This is a genomic window from Streptomyces sp. GQ60 (assembly GCF_059758875.1).
Genome location: NZ_JCAXEG010000002.1, coordinates 722,407 through 739,386, shown reverse-complemented (window position 1 = coordinate 739,386; position 16,980 = coordinate 722,407). Strand labels below are relative to the sequence as shown.

Annotated in this window: 16 protein-coding genes; 9 read left to right on the top strand and 7 right to left on the bottom strand. The window is 72.7% G+C overall.

The annotated features are described in order from the left end of the window. Nucleotides 1-24: 24 nt before the first annotated feature. Together AC6CKD_RS08420 and AC6CKD_RS08415 are read left to right on the top strand one after the other, a co-directional pair. A complete protein-coding gene (locus AC6CKD_RS08420) occupies nt 25-441 on the top strand; it encodes a PaaI family thioesterase (RefSeq protein ID WP_498326193.1) in 417 nt (138 codons plus the stop codon). Nucleotides 442-654: 213 nt separating this feature from the next. Further along, entirely contained in the window at nt 655-1,779 is a 1,125-nt protein-coding gene (locus AC6CKD_RS08415; RefSeq protein ID WP_498326192.1) for an MFS transporter, read from the top strand. Nucleotides 1,780-1,846: 67 nt separating this feature from the next. Here AC6CKD_RS08415 and AC6CKD_RS08410 read toward each other — a convergent pair whose 3' ends face one another. Both AC6CKD_RS08410 and AC6CKD_RS08405 read right to left on the bottom strand, forming a co-directional pair. Beyond that, entirely contained in the window at nt 1,847-2,752 is a 906-nt protein-coding gene (locus AC6CKD_RS08410; RefSeq protein ID WP_498326191.1) for a helix-turn-helix domain-containing protein, read from the bottom strand. After that, nucleotides 2,749-3,498 carry a helix-turn-helix domain-containing protein gene (locus AC6CKD_RS08405; RefSeq protein ID WP_498326190.1) on the bottom strand — a complete coding sequence of 250 codons (750 nt, stop codon included), beginning with the start codon at nt 3,496-3,498 and terminating at the stop codon, nt 2,749-2,751. Before AC6CKD_RS08405 ends, AC6CKD_RS08410 begins: the two co-directional genes overlap by 4 nt. A gap of 265 nt (nt 3,499-3,763) precedes the next feature. Between AC6CKD_RS08405 and AC6CKD_RS08400 the strand changes: the two genes are divergently transcribed. Together AC6CKD_RS08400 and AC6CKD_RS08395 are read left to right on the top strand one after the other, a co-directional pair. After that, nucleotides 3,764-4,135 carry a peptidoglycan-binding domain-containing protein gene (locus tag AC6CKD_RS08400; RefSeq protein WP_478684253.1) on the top strand — a complete coding sequence of 124 codons (372 nt, stop codon included), beginning with the start codon at nt 3,764-3,766 and terminating at the stop codon, nt 4,133-4,135. A gap of 471 nt (nt 4,136-4,606) precedes the next feature. Further along, complete coding sequence (locus AC6CKD_RS08395; RefSeq protein ID WP_498326188.1) at nt 4,607-5,707, top strand: glycoside hydrolase family 18 protein; 1,101 nt, start codon at nt 4,607-4,609, stop codon at nt 5,705-5,707. A gap of 152 nt (nt 5,708-5,859) precedes the next feature. On the opposite strand, the gene AC6CKD_RS08390 is transcribed toward AC6CKD_RS08395, so the two are convergent. After that, nucleotides 5,860-6,321 (bottom strand): hypothetical protein, encoded by a 462-nt coding sequence (locus AC6CKD_RS08390; RefSeq protein ID WP_498326187.1) that lies wholly within the window; start codon nt 6,319-6,321, stop codon nt 5,860-5,862. 121 nt (nt 6,322-6,442) lie between these two features. Next, nucleotides 6,443-7,255, bottom strand: a complete 813-nt coding sequence (locus tag AC6CKD_RS08385) for a DeoR/GlpR family DNA-binding transcription regulator (RefSeq protein WP_498326186.1) — start codon at nt 7,253-7,255, stop codon at nt 6,443-6,445. 127 nt (nt 7,256-7,382) lie between these two features. On the opposite strand from AC6CKD_RS08385, the gene galT reads away from it, so the two are divergent. The 3 genes from galT (at nt 7,383) to AC6CKD_RS08370 (ending at nt 10,674) form a co-directional block, all read left to right on the top strand. Beyond that, nucleotides 7,383-8,471, top strand: coding sequence for a galactose-1-phosphate uridylyltransferase (galT, locus tag AC6CKD_RS08380; RefSeq protein WP_498326184.1), 1,089 nt, complete (start codon nt 7,383-7,385; stop codon nt 8,469-8,471). Continuing rightward, nucleotides 8,468-9,673: a galactokinase gene (galK, locus tag AC6CKD_RS08375; protein WP_498326183.1), complete on the top strand. Its 1,206-nt coding sequence runs from the start codon at nt 8,468-8,470 to the stop codon at nt 9,671-9,673. The genes galT and galK overlap by 4 nt, the downstream gene beginning before the upstream one ends. Before the next feature lie 158 nt (nt 9,674-9,831). Continuing rightward, nucleotides 9,832-10,674 carry an alkaline phosphatase family protein gene (locus AC6CKD_RS08370; RefSeq protein ID WP_498326182.1) on the top strand — a complete coding sequence of 281 codons (843 nt, stop codon included), beginning with the start codon at nt 9,832-9,834 and terminating at the stop codon, nt 10,672-10,674. 70 nt (nt 10,675-10,744) lie between these two features. On the opposite strand, the gene AC6CKD_RS08365 is transcribed toward AC6CKD_RS08370, so the two are convergent. Then, entirely contained in the window at nt 10,745-11,929 is a 1,185-nt protein-coding gene (locus tag AC6CKD_RS08365) for a cytochrome P450 (RefSeq protein WP_498326181.1), read from the bottom strand. Continuing rightward, on the bottom strand, nt 11,919-12,626 hold the full coding sequence (locus tag AC6CKD_RS08360) for a cyclodityrosine synthase (RefSeq protein WP_498326180.1): 708 nt from the start codon (nt 12,624-12,626) through the stop codon (nt 11,919-11,921). The genes AC6CKD_RS08365 and AC6CKD_RS08360 overlap by 11 nt, the downstream gene beginning before the upstream one ends. A gap of 377 nt (nt 12,627-13,003) precedes the next feature. Here AC6CKD_RS08360 and AC6CKD_RS08355 point away from each other — a divergent pair, with 377 nt between their 5' ends. After that, nucleotides 13,004-13,843 carry a PaaX family transcriptional regulator gene (locus AC6CKD_RS08355; protein WP_498326178.1) on the top strand — a complete coding sequence of 280 codons (840 nt, stop codon included), beginning with the start codon at nt 13,004-13,006 and terminating at the stop codon, nt 13,841-13,843. Between the two features lie 30 nt (nt 13,844-13,873). Here the strand turns inward: AC6CKD_RS08355 and AC6CKD_RS08350 are convergent, their stop codons facing one another. Continuing rightward, nucleotides 13,874-15,511: a carboxylesterase/lipase family protein gene (locus AC6CKD_RS08350; protein ID WP_498326176.1), complete on the bottom strand. Its 1,638-nt coding sequence runs from the start codon at nt 15,509-15,511 to the stop codon at nt 13,874-13,876. A gap of 295 nt (nt 15,512-15,806) precedes the next feature. On the opposite strand from AC6CKD_RS08350, the gene AC6CKD_RS08345 reads away from it, so the two are divergent. Further along, nucleotides 15,807-16,979, top strand: coding sequence for an ABC transporter substrate-binding protein (locus tag AC6CKD_RS08345; RefSeq protein ID WP_498326174.1), 1,173 nt, complete (start codon nt 15,807-15,809; stop codon nt 16,977-16,979). Nucleotide 16,980: the final 1 nt, after the last annotated feature.

The window sequence follows — 16,980 nt, the reverse complement described above, 5'->3', positions numbered from 1 at the left end:
CGGCCGGGCCGCCACAATCACCCGGTGACGACGCTGACACCGGCAGACGCGGACAAGATCCTCCACGACAACTTCGCCCCCTGGGTGCTCGCCCTCGGACTCACCGTCCAGGAGACGGGCGACCGGCACGCCGTGCTGCGGCTGCCCTGGTCCGACACCCTCGCCCGGGACGGCGGCGGCCTCAGCGGCCAGGCCCTGATGGCCGCCGCGGACACCGCCACCGTCATCGCGGTCTCCGCCGCGCGCGGGGCCTACGGTCCGATGACCACCGTCCAGCAGTCCACCAGCTTCCAGCGGCCGGTGGTCGGCACCGACGTCCTCATCGACGTACGGATCACCAAACTCGGCAAGCGGATGGCCTTCGCCGACATCACCATGACGCCCGAGGGTGCCGACGAACCGGCCGCCAAGGCCTCCACCGTCTACGCCCTGCTGGGGTGACCGGCTCGCGGAGCGGGCTGCGGCACAACCGCCCCTTCACCGTCTTCTGGCTGGGCCAGGCCCTGTCGGTGCTCGGCGGCTCCGTGTCGCTGCTCGCGCTGCCGCTGCTCGTCCTCGAAGTCACCGGGTCCCTGGTCGGGATGGGCCTGATCACCGCCCTCCGGGGTCTTCGCCATCGCCACGGGAACCTTCGCGGGCCACGTGGTGGACCGGGTGGACCGCCGCCGCCTGATGATCGGCTGCGACCTCGCGCGGGCGGTGCTGCTGGGCTCCCTACCGCTGATGTGGTCCTTCGGCGGCCCGCGGATCTGGCTGCTGTACGTGCTGACCGCGCTGGTCACCGTACTGAAGACGCTCTTCGACGTGGCCTACGTGAGCGCCGTGCCCTCCCTGGTGGAACCGGCCGACCTGGTCGCCGCCAACGGACGGCTCATGGGCACCTTCGCCCTCGGCACGCTCCTCGGCCCGGTCGTCGCCGGCCTGCTCGTCGCCGGGGTCGGCGGGACCTGGGCGCTGGCCCTGGACGGGGCGACCTTCCTCGTTTCGGCGGTCAGCCTGCGCTGGGTCCGCTTCGGGGTCCGGGGTAACGCGGCGGCCCCCCGGCCGGAGGCGGGCACCTCCCTGCGCGAGGTGTTCGTGGCCGGCTTCCGCTTCCTGTGGGCGCACGCCCTGCTGCGCCCGCTGACGGTCCTGCTCACCCTCCTCACCTTCGTCACCATCGGGGCCACCGACCTGCTGATCTTCCGCCTCCAGGGCGACCTCGGCCGCGGCGCGGCGACCGTCGGATACGTGATCGCGGTGAGCGGCATCGGCGTCGTGTGCGCCTCCTTCGCCGCCGGGCCACTGCGCAGGGTGCTCGGCTTCGGCCCGTGCTGGCTCGGCTCGACCGCGCTGATCGGCGTGGCGGTGGCGGCCATCGGAGTCAGCCGCAGCGTGCCCGTGATCGCGGCGATGGCCGCCCTCTTCATGTTCGGGCTGACGGTGGGCGCCGTCTGCTCCATGACCCTGCGCCAGGAAGTCACCCCGGACCACCTGCTCGGGCGGGTCACCTCCGCGTTCTGGACGGTCCACAACGCCTCGGGCCCGGTGGGAGCCGCGGTGCTGACCGCCGTGGCGGCCCGGCACGGGGTCCCGTCGACGAGCTTGGCCGCGGGCGCCCTCTGCCTGCTGATCGCCGCCGCGGGCCTCCTGACCCCGCTCCGCTCCACCGGGCCGAAGCCGCCGAGCAAACCGGCGGCGGGCTCGGGCGCGGCTCGGCCGGATTCCGGGGCCGCCGGGGCCACCGCGGCCACTGCGGCCGCCGTCCGGCGCCGGCCGCGGCCGGGCCGCCGCGGGTGAGGATCCGGCCCTGTTCCGGTGCCGGGTACGGGCGTTGGCGGTTCCGGCCCGGGGCCGCCGGACCGGTTCAGCCGAAGCAGACCCGGGCTCCGTCGGCCGCGTTGCCCGGCGTCACGCACGCGTGGGTGCCGGCGGTTCCCCGGGGCACCGGCGCCATGGGGGTCGCCGCGTACTGACCGAGATCGACCTCGCGCACCCACAGTTCCTGCGGCTCCGGGACACCGGGGACGAACAGCTCCACGTGGTCCCCGGGCTGGAGCCCCGACGCCCGCACCCACACTGCCTGGCACAAGGCCCCGTACCGCAGCTCCAGTTGACGGCTGCCGGGCCCCGTGTCCGTGCGCAGGCTGGTGACCATGCCCGCACCCCCGCACCCCATGCGCACCGGGTCCTTGCCGGCGCAACCGGCCGCCGAGCAGCCGGGATTGCGTATCGGCTTCTCCGTCGTCGCAGAGTCGTCGGAGTCCCGCGGTCCGGACCCCCGGAGCAGGAAGAGGCTCGCGGTCACGATGAGGGCGAGGCCGCCGAGCACGGAGGCCGCCAGGACCAGCTGCCGACGCCTGCCTCCCGGTCCGGAGGCGGGCCCGGGGTCGGGGCCGGGGTCGGGGTCGGCCTCGGGTCCGGGGTCGGCCCCGGCGGCGGGTCCGGTCGGAGACGCGACGCCCGGTCCGGCCCCTCCGGTGTCCCTGGTCTCCCCGATGGGCCCCGTCGGGGACGCGGGGACGGCCCGGCCGCTCCAGACGCCGTCCGCGAGTTCCCAGAGCGCGAGCAACTCGCCGGGATGCTCGCGCGCCACGGCGCACAGCACCTCGACCGCCTGCCGGGGCGGCGGCTGCTTGCCGTTGAGATAGCGCTCCCAGGAGGACTTGCTGAACGGGGTCCGCCGGCCGAGGTCCGCGAGGCTCAGGCCGGTCCGGTGGCGAAGCTGCCTGAGCTCGGCGGCCAGGTGTCCGCACTCCGCGGGCAGCGTCACGCGCGCAGCTCCGCCCAGGTCTTCGGGCCGACGATCCCGTCCGCGACCAGGCCGCGCGCGGTCTGGAACCGGGTCGCGGCGGCCTTGGTGTCCTGCCCGTACAGCCCGTCGGTGGTCTTCGGGTCGAAACCGTGCTCACGCAGCAGGCACTGGACCTCGACGACGTCGAAGCCCGTGCTGTTGGTGTCGAGCAGGATCTCGCGGCTGGTGCTGTGCCCGGCGTGCAACGCCCCTTGCTCCCGGCGGATCTCGCAGTCGTACGTGATGCCGCGCCGGTAGCCGGACGTATCGGCGCCCCCGCTCCCGGCCCCGTCATCGGCCCAGGCGCCGCCGGTCAGCAGCCCCGCCCCGAAGGCCACGACCACGGCGGCCGCGATCGCCGCGAGGAAGGCACGGAGGGGGACGGTGCGCGGTCCCGGCCCGGCCACGGGCTCCGGGGGCGGCACCGTACGACCCGCCGCCGCGTTCGGAGCCGGGGCCTGCTGCCGCGCCTGTACGGCGACATCGTGCAGCACCACCAGCCTCGTCGGGTCCGCCCCGCAGAGCTGGGCCAGTTCCTCGACGGCTTCGCGGGGCACGGACTGCTTCCCGTTGAGATACCGCTCCCACGAAGAGCGGCTGTAGCCGGTCTTCGCGGCGAGGGCGGCCAGGCTCAGGCCGCTGTGGTCCTTCAGACGCCGCAACTCGGCCACGAGCCGGCGCTCCCGGCTGTCGAGCGCGGCAGGCAGTTCCTTCCAACGCGCCACTCTGGCTTCCCCCTCGATTCAGGGCACAGCATCGGTCCGCCACCCGCGGTTGGCCAGTGCCCCGCCACGCTTTGGCGGGATCCCCCTGTCGTCTCGGCGTCCCACGAAAGTATCCCGGCGCAGGACGTCCCAGCAGGTCAGAGCGTGGGACGTCCCATACTGACCCCCGTATCCGGGCTTGCTGGACACCGCCGATGTTGGCGCAGGAGAGTCGCTGCCAACACCGGGCCGGATGCCCGGTCGTCGACAACGGAGGCACAGCAGAATGAACCTTCGCAAGCAGATCATGGTGACCGTGGCCACGGCCGTCCTCGGCAGCGGACTCGCCTTCGGCGGCGCCGCCAACGCCGCCTCGGCCCCCTCGGAGCAGCGTGTCGCCCACACCTGCAACTACTACAGCGGCACGACGCTCACCAAGACGGGCCAGACCGGCGCGGAAGCGGTCAAGCGCATCAAGCAGGTGCAGTGCCTGATCAACCAGAACACGAGCTACCCGACGTGGCTGGCGGAAGACGGCCAGTTCGGTTCGGCCACCTACAACGCCGTGCGCAGCGTGCAGAGCCACGCCGGCATCTCGGTCGACGGCCAGGTCGGCACCAACACCTGGAGCAAGCTGCGCTCCGGCGTGTGGTGGTAACCCGCTCCTGACGCGGTCTCACCCGACCGGCCACGCGTACGTGCCACGTAGCACCGACCACCTGCTGCTGCCCCCCTGACGGGGGACGGATGCCGTGAACTGTTGACCATCCGACCCCTCGGCCACGGCAGGGCGTTCGCTGAACGGTTGCCCCGACCGTTCAGCGAACGCGTCCGCGTTTCCGGATTCGGGCGAGAAGTACTGGTCGAGGGTCATGAACCCGTCCGGCAGACCCTAGGGCCGAGCCTGGCCGGAGGTCCCGGCGGCGGTCCGGGAGGTGCGGGGGCGGTCCGCGAGGGGGGCTCGAAGCTCCGGCAGGTGCATGACTTCTCGTCCCAGTAGCCGATCCAGTTGCCGCGCCGTCGTTCCTGCGAACAGCGGGGCGCCGACCCTTGTCGTGTTGGTCTGTACCTGCCACCCTGGCGGCGGCCGCCACCCCCCACGCGGGCCACTCCCTCCTCGGAGGCATTGATGCGTCACAGACTGCTCGGCGTTCTCGTCCTGCTCCTCGGACTCCTCCTCCCCGTCCCCGCCGCGACGGCGACCGGCGCCGCGGCGACCGCCGCCTCGGCGACCGGCCCGCAGATCTACGGTGCCTGGCACTGCAGCAACGACGCGTGCACGTGGGGCACGGTCCGCACCGTCGCGGAGTTCGACTCGATGAACCACTGGCTCATCGACCGCGGCGACGGCCGCCCCTCCGTGAACCTGGTCGTCCTGAGCTTCGTCGAACCGCTCAAGCTGCTGCACCGTACGAACGACGCCACCACGGTCGACGGGCTCCCGCGCGGGATGACCCCCGAGATCGTCCAGTACTTCACCTCGCGCGGCGTCCGCGTGATGCTTTCGATCGGTGGCATCACCTACACCGACGAGTGGGACGCGGCGCTGGCCGAGAACGCCTCGCAGCTCGGGCTGAACGCGGCCGAGGCCGCGACCCGGCTCGGTGTGGGCATCGAGATCGACTACGAGCAGAACACCAACCCGAACCTGGCCGGCCTGCAGGCCTTCATCGACGCCTACCGGTCCCGCCACCCGTACGACGCCTCCGGCGCCGACCACCGCGCGCGACTCACGATCGACACCGCCGCCGGCGACCGCTGGCTGATCGGCATCAACCGCAAGGCGACCGCCGACTGGCTGCGCACGGATACCCCGGTGCTCGACTACGCCAACGCCATGGTGCCCGCCCGTCAGCCCTCCACCAGCAGCGCGATCGCCAACTGGCAGGAACACCTGGACGGCAAGCCCACGTACTCGCCGCCCGTCCTGCCGCTGGCGCCCGCCAAGTTCACCGCGGGGCTCTACATCAGCGACCAGACGAAGTCCCTGCCCGAGTGCACCAACTTCGCGAACTCCCTGCAGAAGTCGACCGGTTCGTTCACCCAGTCCGCGGCTCCGCACGGCGCGGGAACCACGGCGGGCCTGCTCGGCTACATGTTCTGGGCGGCCGAGAGGCCCTCGACGCGAGGGACGGGCACCCTGCCGCCGAACACCTGCGAAGGCGGGGTGGGCGCCGGCGCCACCGCCTACTCCATCCCGCTGCCGATGCCACCCCTGCGCCAGAACTGACCTCACGGCGACACGAAGCCCCCGAGGTGTACCGGACCCAAGGAGCGGCACACCTCCGGGGGCCGTGCCGTCCGGGCCGGCCCGGCCCCCCGAGGCGTCCCGCGGAGTCCTTTGAGTCGGCGAGCCCGAGGGAGCCGCCCCGGCCGCGGGGCTCAACCAGAACCGTCCGTCCCCCGAGCGCCCAGGAGCCGGGCGACCACCTCGGCCTCCTCGCGGTGGACCTTGAGGAGGATCTCCTCACCGCCGGGCCCGCGGTACCGGAGTACGTGGCGCGCGTGGACCCAGAAGGTGGGCCGCCGCTCCACCCGGCCGCCCACCGGAAGCTCCACCGCAATGCCCCCGAGCCGGGTGAACACGGCGCCGGCCTGGATCCCGGCCCAGCCCCGGGCCGCGTCCGGGTCCCCGGTCGGCGTGAGCCTTCCGTACGAGGGGAGCCGATGCCCCAGCCCCTGCCGCCAGACGATCCGGCAGGGAATCCCGGTGCGGGCCCCCGCCGCCACGGCACGGGCGCGCCGGGCGCTGCGCTCCGCCCTCGCTTCCCGCACCGCGAACACCCCGGCCAAGGAGACCCCGTACACCAGCGCCAGCAGCCCGTACTCGAAGAACGCATCCATCCCCGCCCGCCCCCCCCGCGACACCCGGCAGGGGCGCCCGCCCTTGCCCTTCTCCTCAAAGTGGAGCCGCCGCCCTCGCGGGAACAGGGCCGGGACCGTCCGGACGGAAGGGCGGAGCGGATCAGTGCTGGGGCTCGCCCGCGACGAGCAGTTCGCCCACTTCCTCCGCCAGCGCGGCACGGGCGGGGGCGGGGAGGCCCGCGTCGGTGACGAACCAGTCGGCCTGGTGGAGGGCGGCGAAGCCGCTGAGGCCCACCACGCCCCATTTGGTGTGGTCCGCGACGACGGCGACCCGGCGTGCCGAGGCGACCAGGGCCCGGTTGGTCTGGGCCTCCATGAGGTTGGGGGTGGTCAGACCGGCGCCCTGCGCCACCCCGTGCGCGCCGAGGAAGAGGAGGTCCACGTGGAGGGAGCCGATCGCCAGGTCCGCGAGCGGTCCGACCAGCGCGGCCGAGGGGGTGGGGGAGCCGCCGGTGAGCAGCAGGGTGGCAGCGCCGGCCCCGCGCTCCCGGCCGTCGGCCCACACCAGCTCCGCCACCGGGAGGGAGTTGGTGACGATGGTGAGCCGCGGGATCCCGAGCAGCCGGGCGGCGACGGCGTGCGCGGTGGTGCCGCCCGAGACCGCGACCACGCTGCCCGGTTCCACCAGGCTCGCCGCCGTGTCCGCGATGGCCGCCTTGGCGTCGCCCTCCAGATCCGACTTGGCGTCGAACCCGGGCTCGTGCCCGCTGGCACCGGCCGGGGCGACGGCCCCGCCGTGGACCTTCTCCACGACGCCGCGCCGGGCGAGGGCGTCCAGATCCCGGCGGACGGTCATGTCCGAGACGCCGAACTGCCCGACCAGATCCGCCACCCGTACCGCGCCCTCGCGCCGGACCGCTTCCAGGATGAGAGCGCGTCGCTGGTGGGCCAGTTGGGCAGCCTGCTCGGCCACGGGTCGCTCCCGGTAGTCGGCGAATCCGGTCAGAAGGCAGCAAGATAACACGACCATGTTGTTGGAGTCTGGGGGAAAACTCGGCGTGGGGTGGTGGAAAATGTTCGAGACTGTTTATTCTCGGCGGGTGAAGAAGACCCTTGCGAAACTCGCGGACGGCCGCGAACTGATCTACTTCGACACCGACGACGGTGCCGTGCGCGACGCGTCCGACCTGCGCCCCCTGGACCCGGTGGAGAGTCGGCCGGAACTGCGGCGGGACGAGGCCACCGGTGACTGGATCACCATCGCGTCCCACCGCCAGAACCGGATCTACCACCCGCCCGCCGGCGAATGCCCGCTCTGCCCCTCCCGGGACGGCCGGCTCAGCGAGATCCCCGCCTCCGACTACGAGGTGGCCGTCTTCGAGAACCGCTTCCCCTCCCTCGCGGGAGAGGCCGGGCGCTGCGAAGTCGTCTGCTTCACCCCCGACCACGACGCCGGTTTCGCCGACCTCACCCCGACCGCGGCCCGGCTGGTCCTGGACGCGTGGACCGACCGCACCGCGGAACTCTCCGCCCTCCCCGGCGTCGAGCAGGTGTACTGCTTCGAGAACCGGGGGGCCGAGATCGGGGTGACCCTCGCCCATCCGCACGGCCAGATCTACGCCTTCCCCTTCGTGACGCCGCGCACCGCCAAGATGACGGCCGCCGCGGAGGCACACCGCGCCGCCACCGGCCGCAACCTCTTCGAGGATCTGCTGGCAGGGGCCCGCGCCGCCACCGAACGGGTGGTGGCGGCCGGGGAGCACTGGACCGCCTTCGTGCCCTACGCCGCCCGCTGGCCGTACGAGGTCCACCTCTACCCGCACCGCCGGGTGCCCGACCTGACCTGCCTCACCGAAGCCGAGCGGGCCGAGTTCCCGGACGTCTACCTGGACTTGCTGCGCCGCTTCGACCGGCTGTTTCCCGTACCGGAGCCGGAGCCGGAGCCGGAGCCGTCGCCGTCGCCGTCGCGCGTGCGGCGAGGGCCGGCCCCCACCCCGTACATCTCCGCGTGGCACCAGGCGCCCCGTACCCGGGGGGAGGAACTGGCCCTGCACCTGGAGCTGTTCACCATCAGGAGGACTCCCGACAAGCTCAAGTTCCTCGCGGGGGCGGAGTCCGGGACGGAAGCCTTCATCAACGACGTGGCCCCCGAGACGGCCGCGCGACGACTGCGGGAGGCCCTGGCGTGAACCGGACGGCTGGATCCGAAGACGGCGGGGACGACGCGGTGCGGGCCGGGCAGGTCTCAGATGCCTTCGGGAAGATCTTCGGCGGCTCCCCCGACGGGGTCTGGGCGGCGCCCGGCCGGGTCAACCTGATCGGTGAACACACCGACTACAACGACGGGTTCGCCCTCCCCATCGCCCTCCCGCAGACCACCCTGCTCGCCGCCCGAGCCCGTACGGACGGCCGGCTGCTCGTGCACAGCGCGCAAGGCGACGACCGGATCACCGAACTCGCCGTGGCCGCCCTGACCCCCGGGTCCGTGCCGGGCTGGGCCGCGTATCCGGCCGGAGTGGTCTGGGCCCTAGCCGAGGCGGGCCACGCCGTCGGCGGCGCGGACCTCCACTTCGACAGCACGGTGCCCACCGGCGCGGGCCTGTCCTCCTCCGCCGCGCTGGAGTGCGCGGTCGCCGTTGCCTACGACGACCTGTACGGACTGCGGCTGCCCGGGCCCGAACTGGCCCGGATCGCCCAGCGGGCGGAGAACGGCTTCGCCGGCGTCCCCTGCGGGATCATGGACCAGATGGCCTCCGTGTGCTGCACCACCGGGGCCGCCCTCCACCTCGACGCCCGCACCCCGGAACACCACCGGCAGGTACCCCTCGACCTCCCCGGACAGGGGCTCGGCCTCCTGGTCATCGACACCCGGGTCTCCCACGACCTGGGCGACGGGGCGTACGCGGCCCTGCGCGCGGGCTGTGAACGGGCGGCCGCGCTGCTCGGCCTGCGCGCCCTGCGGGACCTGCCCGCCGCGGACCTCGCGGGGGCCCTGGAGGGCCTCCCGGTGGAACTCGTACCGCTGGTCCGCCACGTGGTGACGGAGAACGGCCGGGTCGCCGAGGCCGTCGCGCGGCTCCGGGCGGACGACGCGGCCGCCCTCGGCCCGATCCTCACGGCGGGTCACGCGTCGCTCCGCGACGACTACCGGGTCTCCTGCCCGGAGACCGACCTCGCCGTGACCGCCGCACTGGGCGCCGGTGCCCTCGGGGCCCGGATGACGGGAGGCGGCTTCGGCGGCTCCGTCATCGCGCTGGTGGAGGCGGGGCGCGAGGACGCGGTGGGCGGCTCCGTCACCGCGGCCTTCGGAGCGGCCGGCCACGGCCTCCCGCGGCTCCTCTCCGTCACCCCGGCGGCGGGCGCGCACCGCCTGCCGACGGAGCCCCGATAGCCGCCGCTTCGCCCCGTTGCCCCACAGGCCCCCGACCCCACAGGCCCCCGACCCCACAGGCCCCCGACCCCCCAGGCCGCCGGCCCCGCAAGCCCGTTGGCGAACGAGCGCGCCCCGCGCGCACCCATCCACCCATCCACGGACACCCTGGACCCTTCATGCACACGCAGCACGTTCTGGTCGTCGGCATCGACGGCGTACGGCTCGACCTGCTGGCCGAGCTGGACACCCCGCACCTCGACGAGATAGCGGACGCGGGCTTCCTGGCGCCCGTCGAGATCGACGAGGCCACGCCGACGATGTCCGGGCCCTGCTGGTCCACCATCGCCACCGGGGTCACCGTGGCCAAGCACGGGGTCTGGGGCAACCGCCTCGACGGAAACCGGCTCGACGTCTTCCCCGACTTCACCACCCGACTGGCACTCGAATGCGGCCGGCGGACCTTCGCCGCCGGCGGCTGGGCCCCGCTGTTCCTCGCGCAGCAGGGCGGCCCGCTCTTCACCGCCCCCAGCCGGCTGAGCTTCATCGCTCCCCGCGCGGACACGCCGGAGGGCTGGGAGGAGGCCGACGAGGCCGTGACGGCCGAAGCGGCGCGCGTCCTGGGCTCCGGAGAAGACCTCGACGCCTCCTTCGTCTACCTCGGCGCCGTCGACGAGACCGCCCACTTCCTCGGCTGCGGGCCGGAGTACCGCCGGGCGATCGAGACGGCGGACCAGCGCCTGGGCCGGTTGCTCAAGGCGGTCCGCGACCGTCCGGGCCGCCCCGGGGAGCAGTGGACGGTCATCGTGGTGACCGACCACGGCCACCGCGACGAGGGGGGCCACGGCGGGCGCAGCGAGCTGGAGCGCACCGCCTGGGTGGCGGCGAGCGGCCCCGGCCTGATCGCGGGCGGGGCCCCGCGGGCGGTCAGGCACACCGACGTCGCCGCCCATGTGTACGCGGCGCTGGGCGTCGCCGTGGATCCCCACTGGACCCTGGACGGCGTCCCCTTCACCCCGTGACGCGGCGGGCCGGCCACGCCGGGTGCCCCGGCCACTGGTAGCCGGCCGGGGCAGCCGTCCCACCGCCCTGCTACCAGAGGACGGGGAGCCGCTCGGGAAGGCGCTTCATGAACCGGGTGCGCCAGACGAGCTGGTCGACCGGAACGGCGAGCTGGAGGCGGGGCATCTTCTCCAGGAGCACCTCGAGGGCGATCTCGGTGTGCCGCTTGCCGAGGGCGGTGGCGGGGCAGTAGTGCTGTCCGCCGCCGAAGGAGAGGTGGGCGGCCGCGTTCTGCCGGTCGATGTCGACGACGTGGGGGTCGCCGAACACGGCCGGGTCGGTGTTGGCGGCCTCGACCAGGACGAGGAGGAGTTCCCCCTTCTTCACCTCGACGTCCCCGAGGGTGAGGTCTTCGAGCGCGAGGCGGGGCAGGCCGTCACCGATCGAGAGGTTGACCCGCAGGAGTTCGTCCACGGCCGCGGGCATCTTCTCCGGAGCCTTCCGCAACTGCTCCCACACGTCCGGGTTCTGGAGGAGGGAGAAGACCGCCATCGTCAGGAAGCCCATGGTGGAGATGACCCCGGCGCCGAACAGGGTGACCCCGACCGTGGCGAGCATCTCGTCGGTGAGGTGCGCGTATTGGGGGTCCGGACGCAGGGCCGCCAGCTCGGCGACGAGCCCGGTGGTGGCGGGGTCGTCGAGGCGCTCGACCATGTAGGCGATGTCCCGGTCCCAGTTGAGCTGGGCACCGGTGACGGGGCAGGCCGAGTTCATGAACGCGATGTCGAGGCTGGACGCCAGGCGCGGCGCGTCGGCCTGCGGGATGCCGAGGATGCGGCAGTGCAGGTGCTCGGCGTACGGGTTGGTGAACTGGCCGCGCAGGTCGACCGGCGCCCCGTGGGTGAGGAGGCCGTCGACGAGGGTGGAGGCGTGGGCGCGCATCCAGTCGGTGAGGCCGTCGGTCTTGGGGTTGATCGCCTTCAGGACGGCCTTGCGCAGTCCGGCGCCGGTGATGTTGCCCATGTTGTTGACGACCTCGGGCGGGATCGTCAGCGCGTACTGGCGGGGCACCCCGGGGGCGGAGGTGTCCTTCAGGCTGAATCTGGGATCTTCGAGGACCTGCTTGCACAGCTCGTAGGAGGAGACGAGCCAGGCTTCGTCCCCGGCGATCGTGCGGACCCGCTTGACCGGCTCGTCGCGCAGTTCCTCGACCTGGTGGGGGAGCTGGTCGCCGCGCGCGGAGAAGGGGAAGTCGAGGAGGGTCTCAGTGGACATCGGGTGCTCCTTCGGCGGGGGTGATGACGGCGTGGCCCTGGTTGCGGGAGGCGCGCAGGCCGGAGCCGCGCGAATAGAGCAGTTCCGCCATCGGCAGGAGCTGGTGGTAGCAGTTGAGGGAGGACGGCACCCCGAGGATGGCGGGGGTGTCGAGGAAGAGCGGCGCTTCGGCGCAGACGTACTGCAGGCAGACCTCGCGCTGCCGGGTGGTGGCGGTCTTCCCGCCCAGCACCTTGGAGGAGAGGAACGCGTCGACCAGGGAATTGCAGGTGCTGCGGAATTCCGGGTCGGTGTCGAGCAGGTTGTACAGGTGGCTGTGGAGCCTGCGGTACGCGGGGATGTCGGTGAGGGCCGACATGGGGCGTGCGCGTAAACGGGCGCCGGCGGGGTCGGCCTCGGCCGCGGCGTTGTTGACCTTGGCGCGGACGCCCCGCAGGTTCTTGACCGCCTTGCGCCGGGCTTCGTCGGGGTCGTAGCCGAGGGCCTCGTACATCTCGGCCACGTGCAGGTCGGTGTAGATGAGGTCGACCTGTGCGAAGTTGCGCATGCCCCAGTGGGCGAGGTCGATGACGCGCTGGGCGGAGAAGTAGCTGTTTCCGGGCGAGATGCCGATCACGGCGTGATCGCCTTCGGTGTGGATCACCTGGCAGTGCGGGGTGTACGGCCGGACTGTGAAGACTTCGGTCGCTGTCGTCAACAGGTGTCGGGTCCTTCGCGCCGCAAGTCCCGTGGGGCCCTGTGCCCCGGGTGTGGCGGCGACGTGACGGAAAGGTACCGGAACGGTGTGCGCCGTCCTATGCCTTCCGGCAGGTAACTCACCTGCTGGACACCCAAGTTGCCCGAGGCTACGAGAGGTCCCCGGAAACGGGCCGGGAGGCGTCGGAGAGGTGTCCGGGGGACGGCCGGGAGAGGGCCGGCCGGAATCACGAAGGCCCGTAGGGTGCCGCGACGCCCCTGACCTGCGGAACGCGGACGGGGAGCGGACCTTCCGGGAACGATTCGCCCTCCGTCTCGGAGCCCGTCCGACGATCGAGGGGGCGGTAAGATCGCGACCGCATACGACGGAAGGCGATCATGGCGGACAGTCCGATTCGGCCCAGCTCGCTGATCAACACGGTCTACGGTGCGTTCCTGCGAGACCTCGGCGGCTGGATATCCGTCGCCGGCCTGATCGCCCTGATGTCCGAACTGGACGTCGACGGCCCGGCGGCGCGCTCGGCGATCTCCCGGCTCAAGAAGAAGGGCGTCCTCGAACCGGAGCGCCGCGGCGCCACGGGCTACCGGCTCAGTCCGGCCGCTCGACCCGTCTTCGACGAGGGCGACCGGCGCATCTTCGGCAGCCTGGAACCGGCGGAGCTGAGCGACGGCTGGGCGATGGCCGTCTTCTCCGTCCCGGAGTCCGAACGGTCCTACCGCTACCAGCTGCGCACCCGGCTGACCTGGCTCGGCTTCGGGAACATCGCCCCGGGCGTGTGGCTGGCGCCCGGCCGCCTCCTCGACGACGCCCGCGACATGCTCGTCCGGCGCGGGCTCAGCGACTACGTCCACCTGTTCGCCGCCGACTACGCGGCCTTCAGCGACCTGCCCGGGACGGTCAGCTCGTGGTGGGACTTCCCGGCGATCCAGGAGCAGTACGCCGGCTTCACCCGGGCGCACGGCCCCGTCGCCGCCGGTCTCGCCCGGCAGGGCGACATCGACGGCGCCGAGGCGTTCCGCCACTACGTCCCGATGCTCACCCAGTGGCGCCGCCTGCCCTACCTGGACCCGGGCCTCCCCGCCGAGCTGCTCCCCGCCGACTGGAACGCGGTCGCCGCTCGTCAGGTCTTCCAGCAGCTCAACGAGGTGCTCGCGGCTCCGAGCCTGCGGCACGTACAAGAGGTCACCGGCCTCGCGGAGGCGACCCCCGAGGGCTGACGGCCGGGGTCCGGACGCCGCCGCGAGCGGTCACCGCCCTGCCGGATGGTGCAGCCGCCGCCAGTAGCCCGCTAGGTCGTCGACGGCGGTGGTGACCGAGTCGAGGGCCATCGTCGTGCGGGTGTCCCGGTCGTAGCGACCCCATTGGGGCATGGGGTGGTGATGGGGGTCGCCGGTGCGGATGAAGGAGATCCAGGCCGTGTGCATCGTCGAGGCGAGACCGTCACGGACCCGGGGGTTCAGTCCCGCCAGGAAGGGCGCCTGCGACCACTTGTCGAAGTTGTCGAACACGAACGGCAGCTCCAGGCAGTGCGCGGCCCCGAGCCGGCCGCCGTGCGCGGGCGTCGGAAGGTTGAACTGGTACGCCCAGACCGGACGTCCGCGGGCCGCCCGCCTTTCGGCCAGCGCCACGGCGGGCATGCGGAACAGGTCGTCGGTGATCAGGTCCATCAGGACGTCCACGGGGCGGGCACCCGGCCGGGCCTCTTCGTACGCGGTGTACGCCTGCTCCGCCCGGTTCCCGAAGGTGTCCCGCGCCCTGGCGACGACCTGCTCCCTGGTCGCGGCGGCGTACGGCTCGCTCAGCGCGAAGGCGAAGTTGGCCTCCTCCCTGGTCCAGCCGATCAGGACGTCGATGTCCGCGCCGGCTCCGCCGAGCAGCAGGTCGGCGGGGTCGCGGTCCAGCGTGACCCCGTCGAGCACCGGAAGGAACGGGGTCGACCAGTAGCCCCACCGTCCGGTGCGCCCGAACATCTCGAAGGTGGCGGCGATCAGGCGCGGCCAGGGCACGGCCCGCAGTTCGGTCACGTTCCTGGCCTCGAGGATGTCCAGGTAGGCGGCGGTGCGCTCAAGGGATTCGGCACGCGTGGGGATCTTCAGGCCGAGCGGCGGGCTCTGCAGGATGGCGCGCCGGAACAGCGGGCGGCCCGGTCGCCGAGCGGCCGGGGCGCCGGCCAGCGCCGCCACCGACAGCGCGCCGCCCGACTGGCCGGCGAGGGTGATCTCGTCGGGGTCGCCGCCGAACGCGGCGATGTTGTCGCGCACCCAGCGCAGCGCGGCGAGTTGGTCGGTGAGCCAGAAGTTCCCCCCGGCGCCGTCCTCGCCGAAGTAGAGGTAACCCAGGGGGCCGAGGCGGTAGTTGACGGTCACGACGACGAGGTCGCCGTCGCGCGCGAAGGTCTCGCCGGAGTAGCCCGGCATCGACCCGGATCCGGAGATGAATCCGCCGCCGTGGATCCAGACCATGACCGGCCGCTTGGCGTCGTCGGTTCCCGGTGTCCAGACGTTGAGCGTCAGGCAGTCCTCGTCGAAGGGGGGCGAGCCGTGGGTGCCGAGCACCTGGTCGCCTCCCTCCCGGTAGGGCTGCGGGGCGCTCGGGCCGAAGGCGGTCGCGTCGCGCGTGCCCTGCCACCCCGGGTGGGGCTGGGCCGGGCGCCATCGCAGGGCGCCGACCGGCGGTGCCGCGTAGGGCACGCCCTTGAACACCGAGAGCCCTCCTTCGGTGCCCCCGCGCAGGCGGCCCGAGGGCAGTTCCACGACGGGTGAGGACCCGGCGGTGTGCGGGGCGGCCTGTGCCGCGCGCCCGCCCGCCACCCCGGAGAGCAGTGCGGCGCCTGCCAACACCCCGCTGTTCCTGAGGACTTTGCGCCGGGATGGATCGTCGGTCATGGTGCGTCACTCCCTGGCTGATCGTGGGCCCGTCGCCGGAATTCATATAGCGAGATTTTGACGAGGGTCAGTATCGCGCCATGCGTGGGGCGCGGGTCAAGGGGTCCGGGGAGGGTGGGGAGGTAAATCTTGCGAAGTCTTGACGGGCGTCGGAAAAGCGCGATAGACACGTGTCACTACGACCGGCGGCCAGGTCATCCCTGAGAGCCGGACCTTCCACGCCTGGGACTCCCCACGGCGGACCCATCAGCAACATCCCGCCCTCCAGGGCCGGTTGACTACGTACGGAGTTCCCATGGCAGGTCGGTTTCGTCCCGTTGGTCTGGCCGCCGCATCGACGGCGCTCTTGCTGACCACGGCATGCGGTGGTGCGAGCCTCGGGGCCGCCGAGGACGAGCAGGGCGGGCCCGTGAAGATCGGGCTCCTCGTCCCGCGGTCGGGGACCTACAAGGCGCTGGGCGACGACATGAAGCAGGGCTTCGAGCTCTACGTCGCGCGGCACGGCGGCAAGCTCGGCGGCCGCGAGGTGGAGATCGTGGTCGCCGACGAGGGGGAGACGGCCGACTCGGGCAAGGCGGCGGCCGAGAAGCTGGTGAAGCAGGACCGGGTGCTCGCGGTGAGCGGGGTGGTCAGCTCGGCCACCATCAACGGGGTCAAGGACCTGTTCGAGACCGGCAAGGTCCCGCTCGTCGGCTCGAACGCCTCGCCCACGACGCTGACCGGGACCACGTACATCTGGCGCACCTCGTACGTCAACGACGAACCGGGCAAGGCGCTCGGCAAGCACGTCGCCGAGCGGGCCGGCGGCCCCGTCTTCCTGATCGCCGCGGGATACCAGGCGGGCAAGGACGAGGTGGAGGGCTTCAAGTCCACCTTCCTCCCGGCGGGCGGAAAGATGGCGGGGGAGGAGGTCTACACGCCGTTCCCGGGAACCAAGAACTTCCAGCCGTACCTCGCGCAGATCGAGAAGTCCGGAGCGAAGGCCGTCTTCTGCTTCTACGCCGGCGGCGCCGCCGTCGACTTCGTCAAGCAGTACCGGGACTTCGGACTGGCCGGCAAGATCCCGCTCTACGCGCCCGGCTTCCTCACCGAAGGCGGGGTGCTCACGGGGCAAGGAGACGCGGCCGACGGCATCCTCACGGCGCTCAACTACAGCGCGGACCTGGACAACGCCGCCAACCAGCAGTTCGCACCGGCGTACACGACCGCCTACGGGTCGGCCCCGACCACGTACGCGATGGCGTCGTGGGACGCGGCGCAGGTCCTCGACAAGGCGATCAAGGCGGCCGGCTCCACGGTGACCTCCGAAACGGTCAACGCGGCCATCGCCGGGGTGGGGGACATCGACAGCCCGCGCGGCACCTGGCGGTTCAACGGCGGCGGGACGCCCGTCCAGCCCTGGTACCTGCGTGAGGTCAAGCAGGGCTCCAACACCGTCAGTTCCGAGCTCGGCAGACTGGGCGGCTGAC

What these genes read in the sequence shown, in the direction of transcription:
- AC6CKD_RS08400 (WP_478684253.1), top strand. Translation starts at nt 3,764, where the DNA reads ATGAACCTTCGCAAGCAGATCATGGTGACCGTGGCCACGGCCGTCCTC.
- AC6CKD_RS08395 (WP_498326188.1), top strand. Translation starts at nt 4,607, where the DNA reads ATGCGTCACAGACTGCTCGGCGTTCTCGTCCTGCTCCTCGGACTCCTC.
- AC6CKD_RS08390 (WP_498326187.1), bottom strand. Translation starts at nt 6,321, where the DNA reads ATGGATGCGTTCTTCGAGTACGGGCTGCTGGCGCTGGTGTACGGGGTC.
- AC6CKD_RS08370 (WP_498326182.1), top strand. Translation starts at nt 9,832, where the DNA reads ATGCACACGCAGCACGTTCTGGTCGTCGGCATCGACGGCGTACGGCTC.
- AC6CKD_RS08365 (WP_498326181.1), bottom strand. Translation starts at nt 11,929, where the DNA reads ATGTCCACTGAGACCCTCCTCGACTTCCCCTTCTCCGCGCGCGGCGAC.
- AC6CKD_RS08355 (WP_498326178.1), top strand. Translation starts at nt 13,004, where the DNA reads ATGGCGGACAGTCCGATTCGGCCCAGCTCGCTGATCAACACGGTCTAC.
- AC6CKD_RS08350 (WP_498326176.1), bottom strand. Translation starts at nt 15,511, where the DNA reads ATGACCGACGATCCATCCCGGCGCAAAGTCCTCAGGAACAGCGGGGTG.
- AC6CKD_RS08345 (WP_498326174.1), top strand. Translation starts at nt 15,807, where the DNA reads ATGGCAGGTCGGTTTCGTCCCGTTGGTCTGGCCGCCGCATCGACGGCG.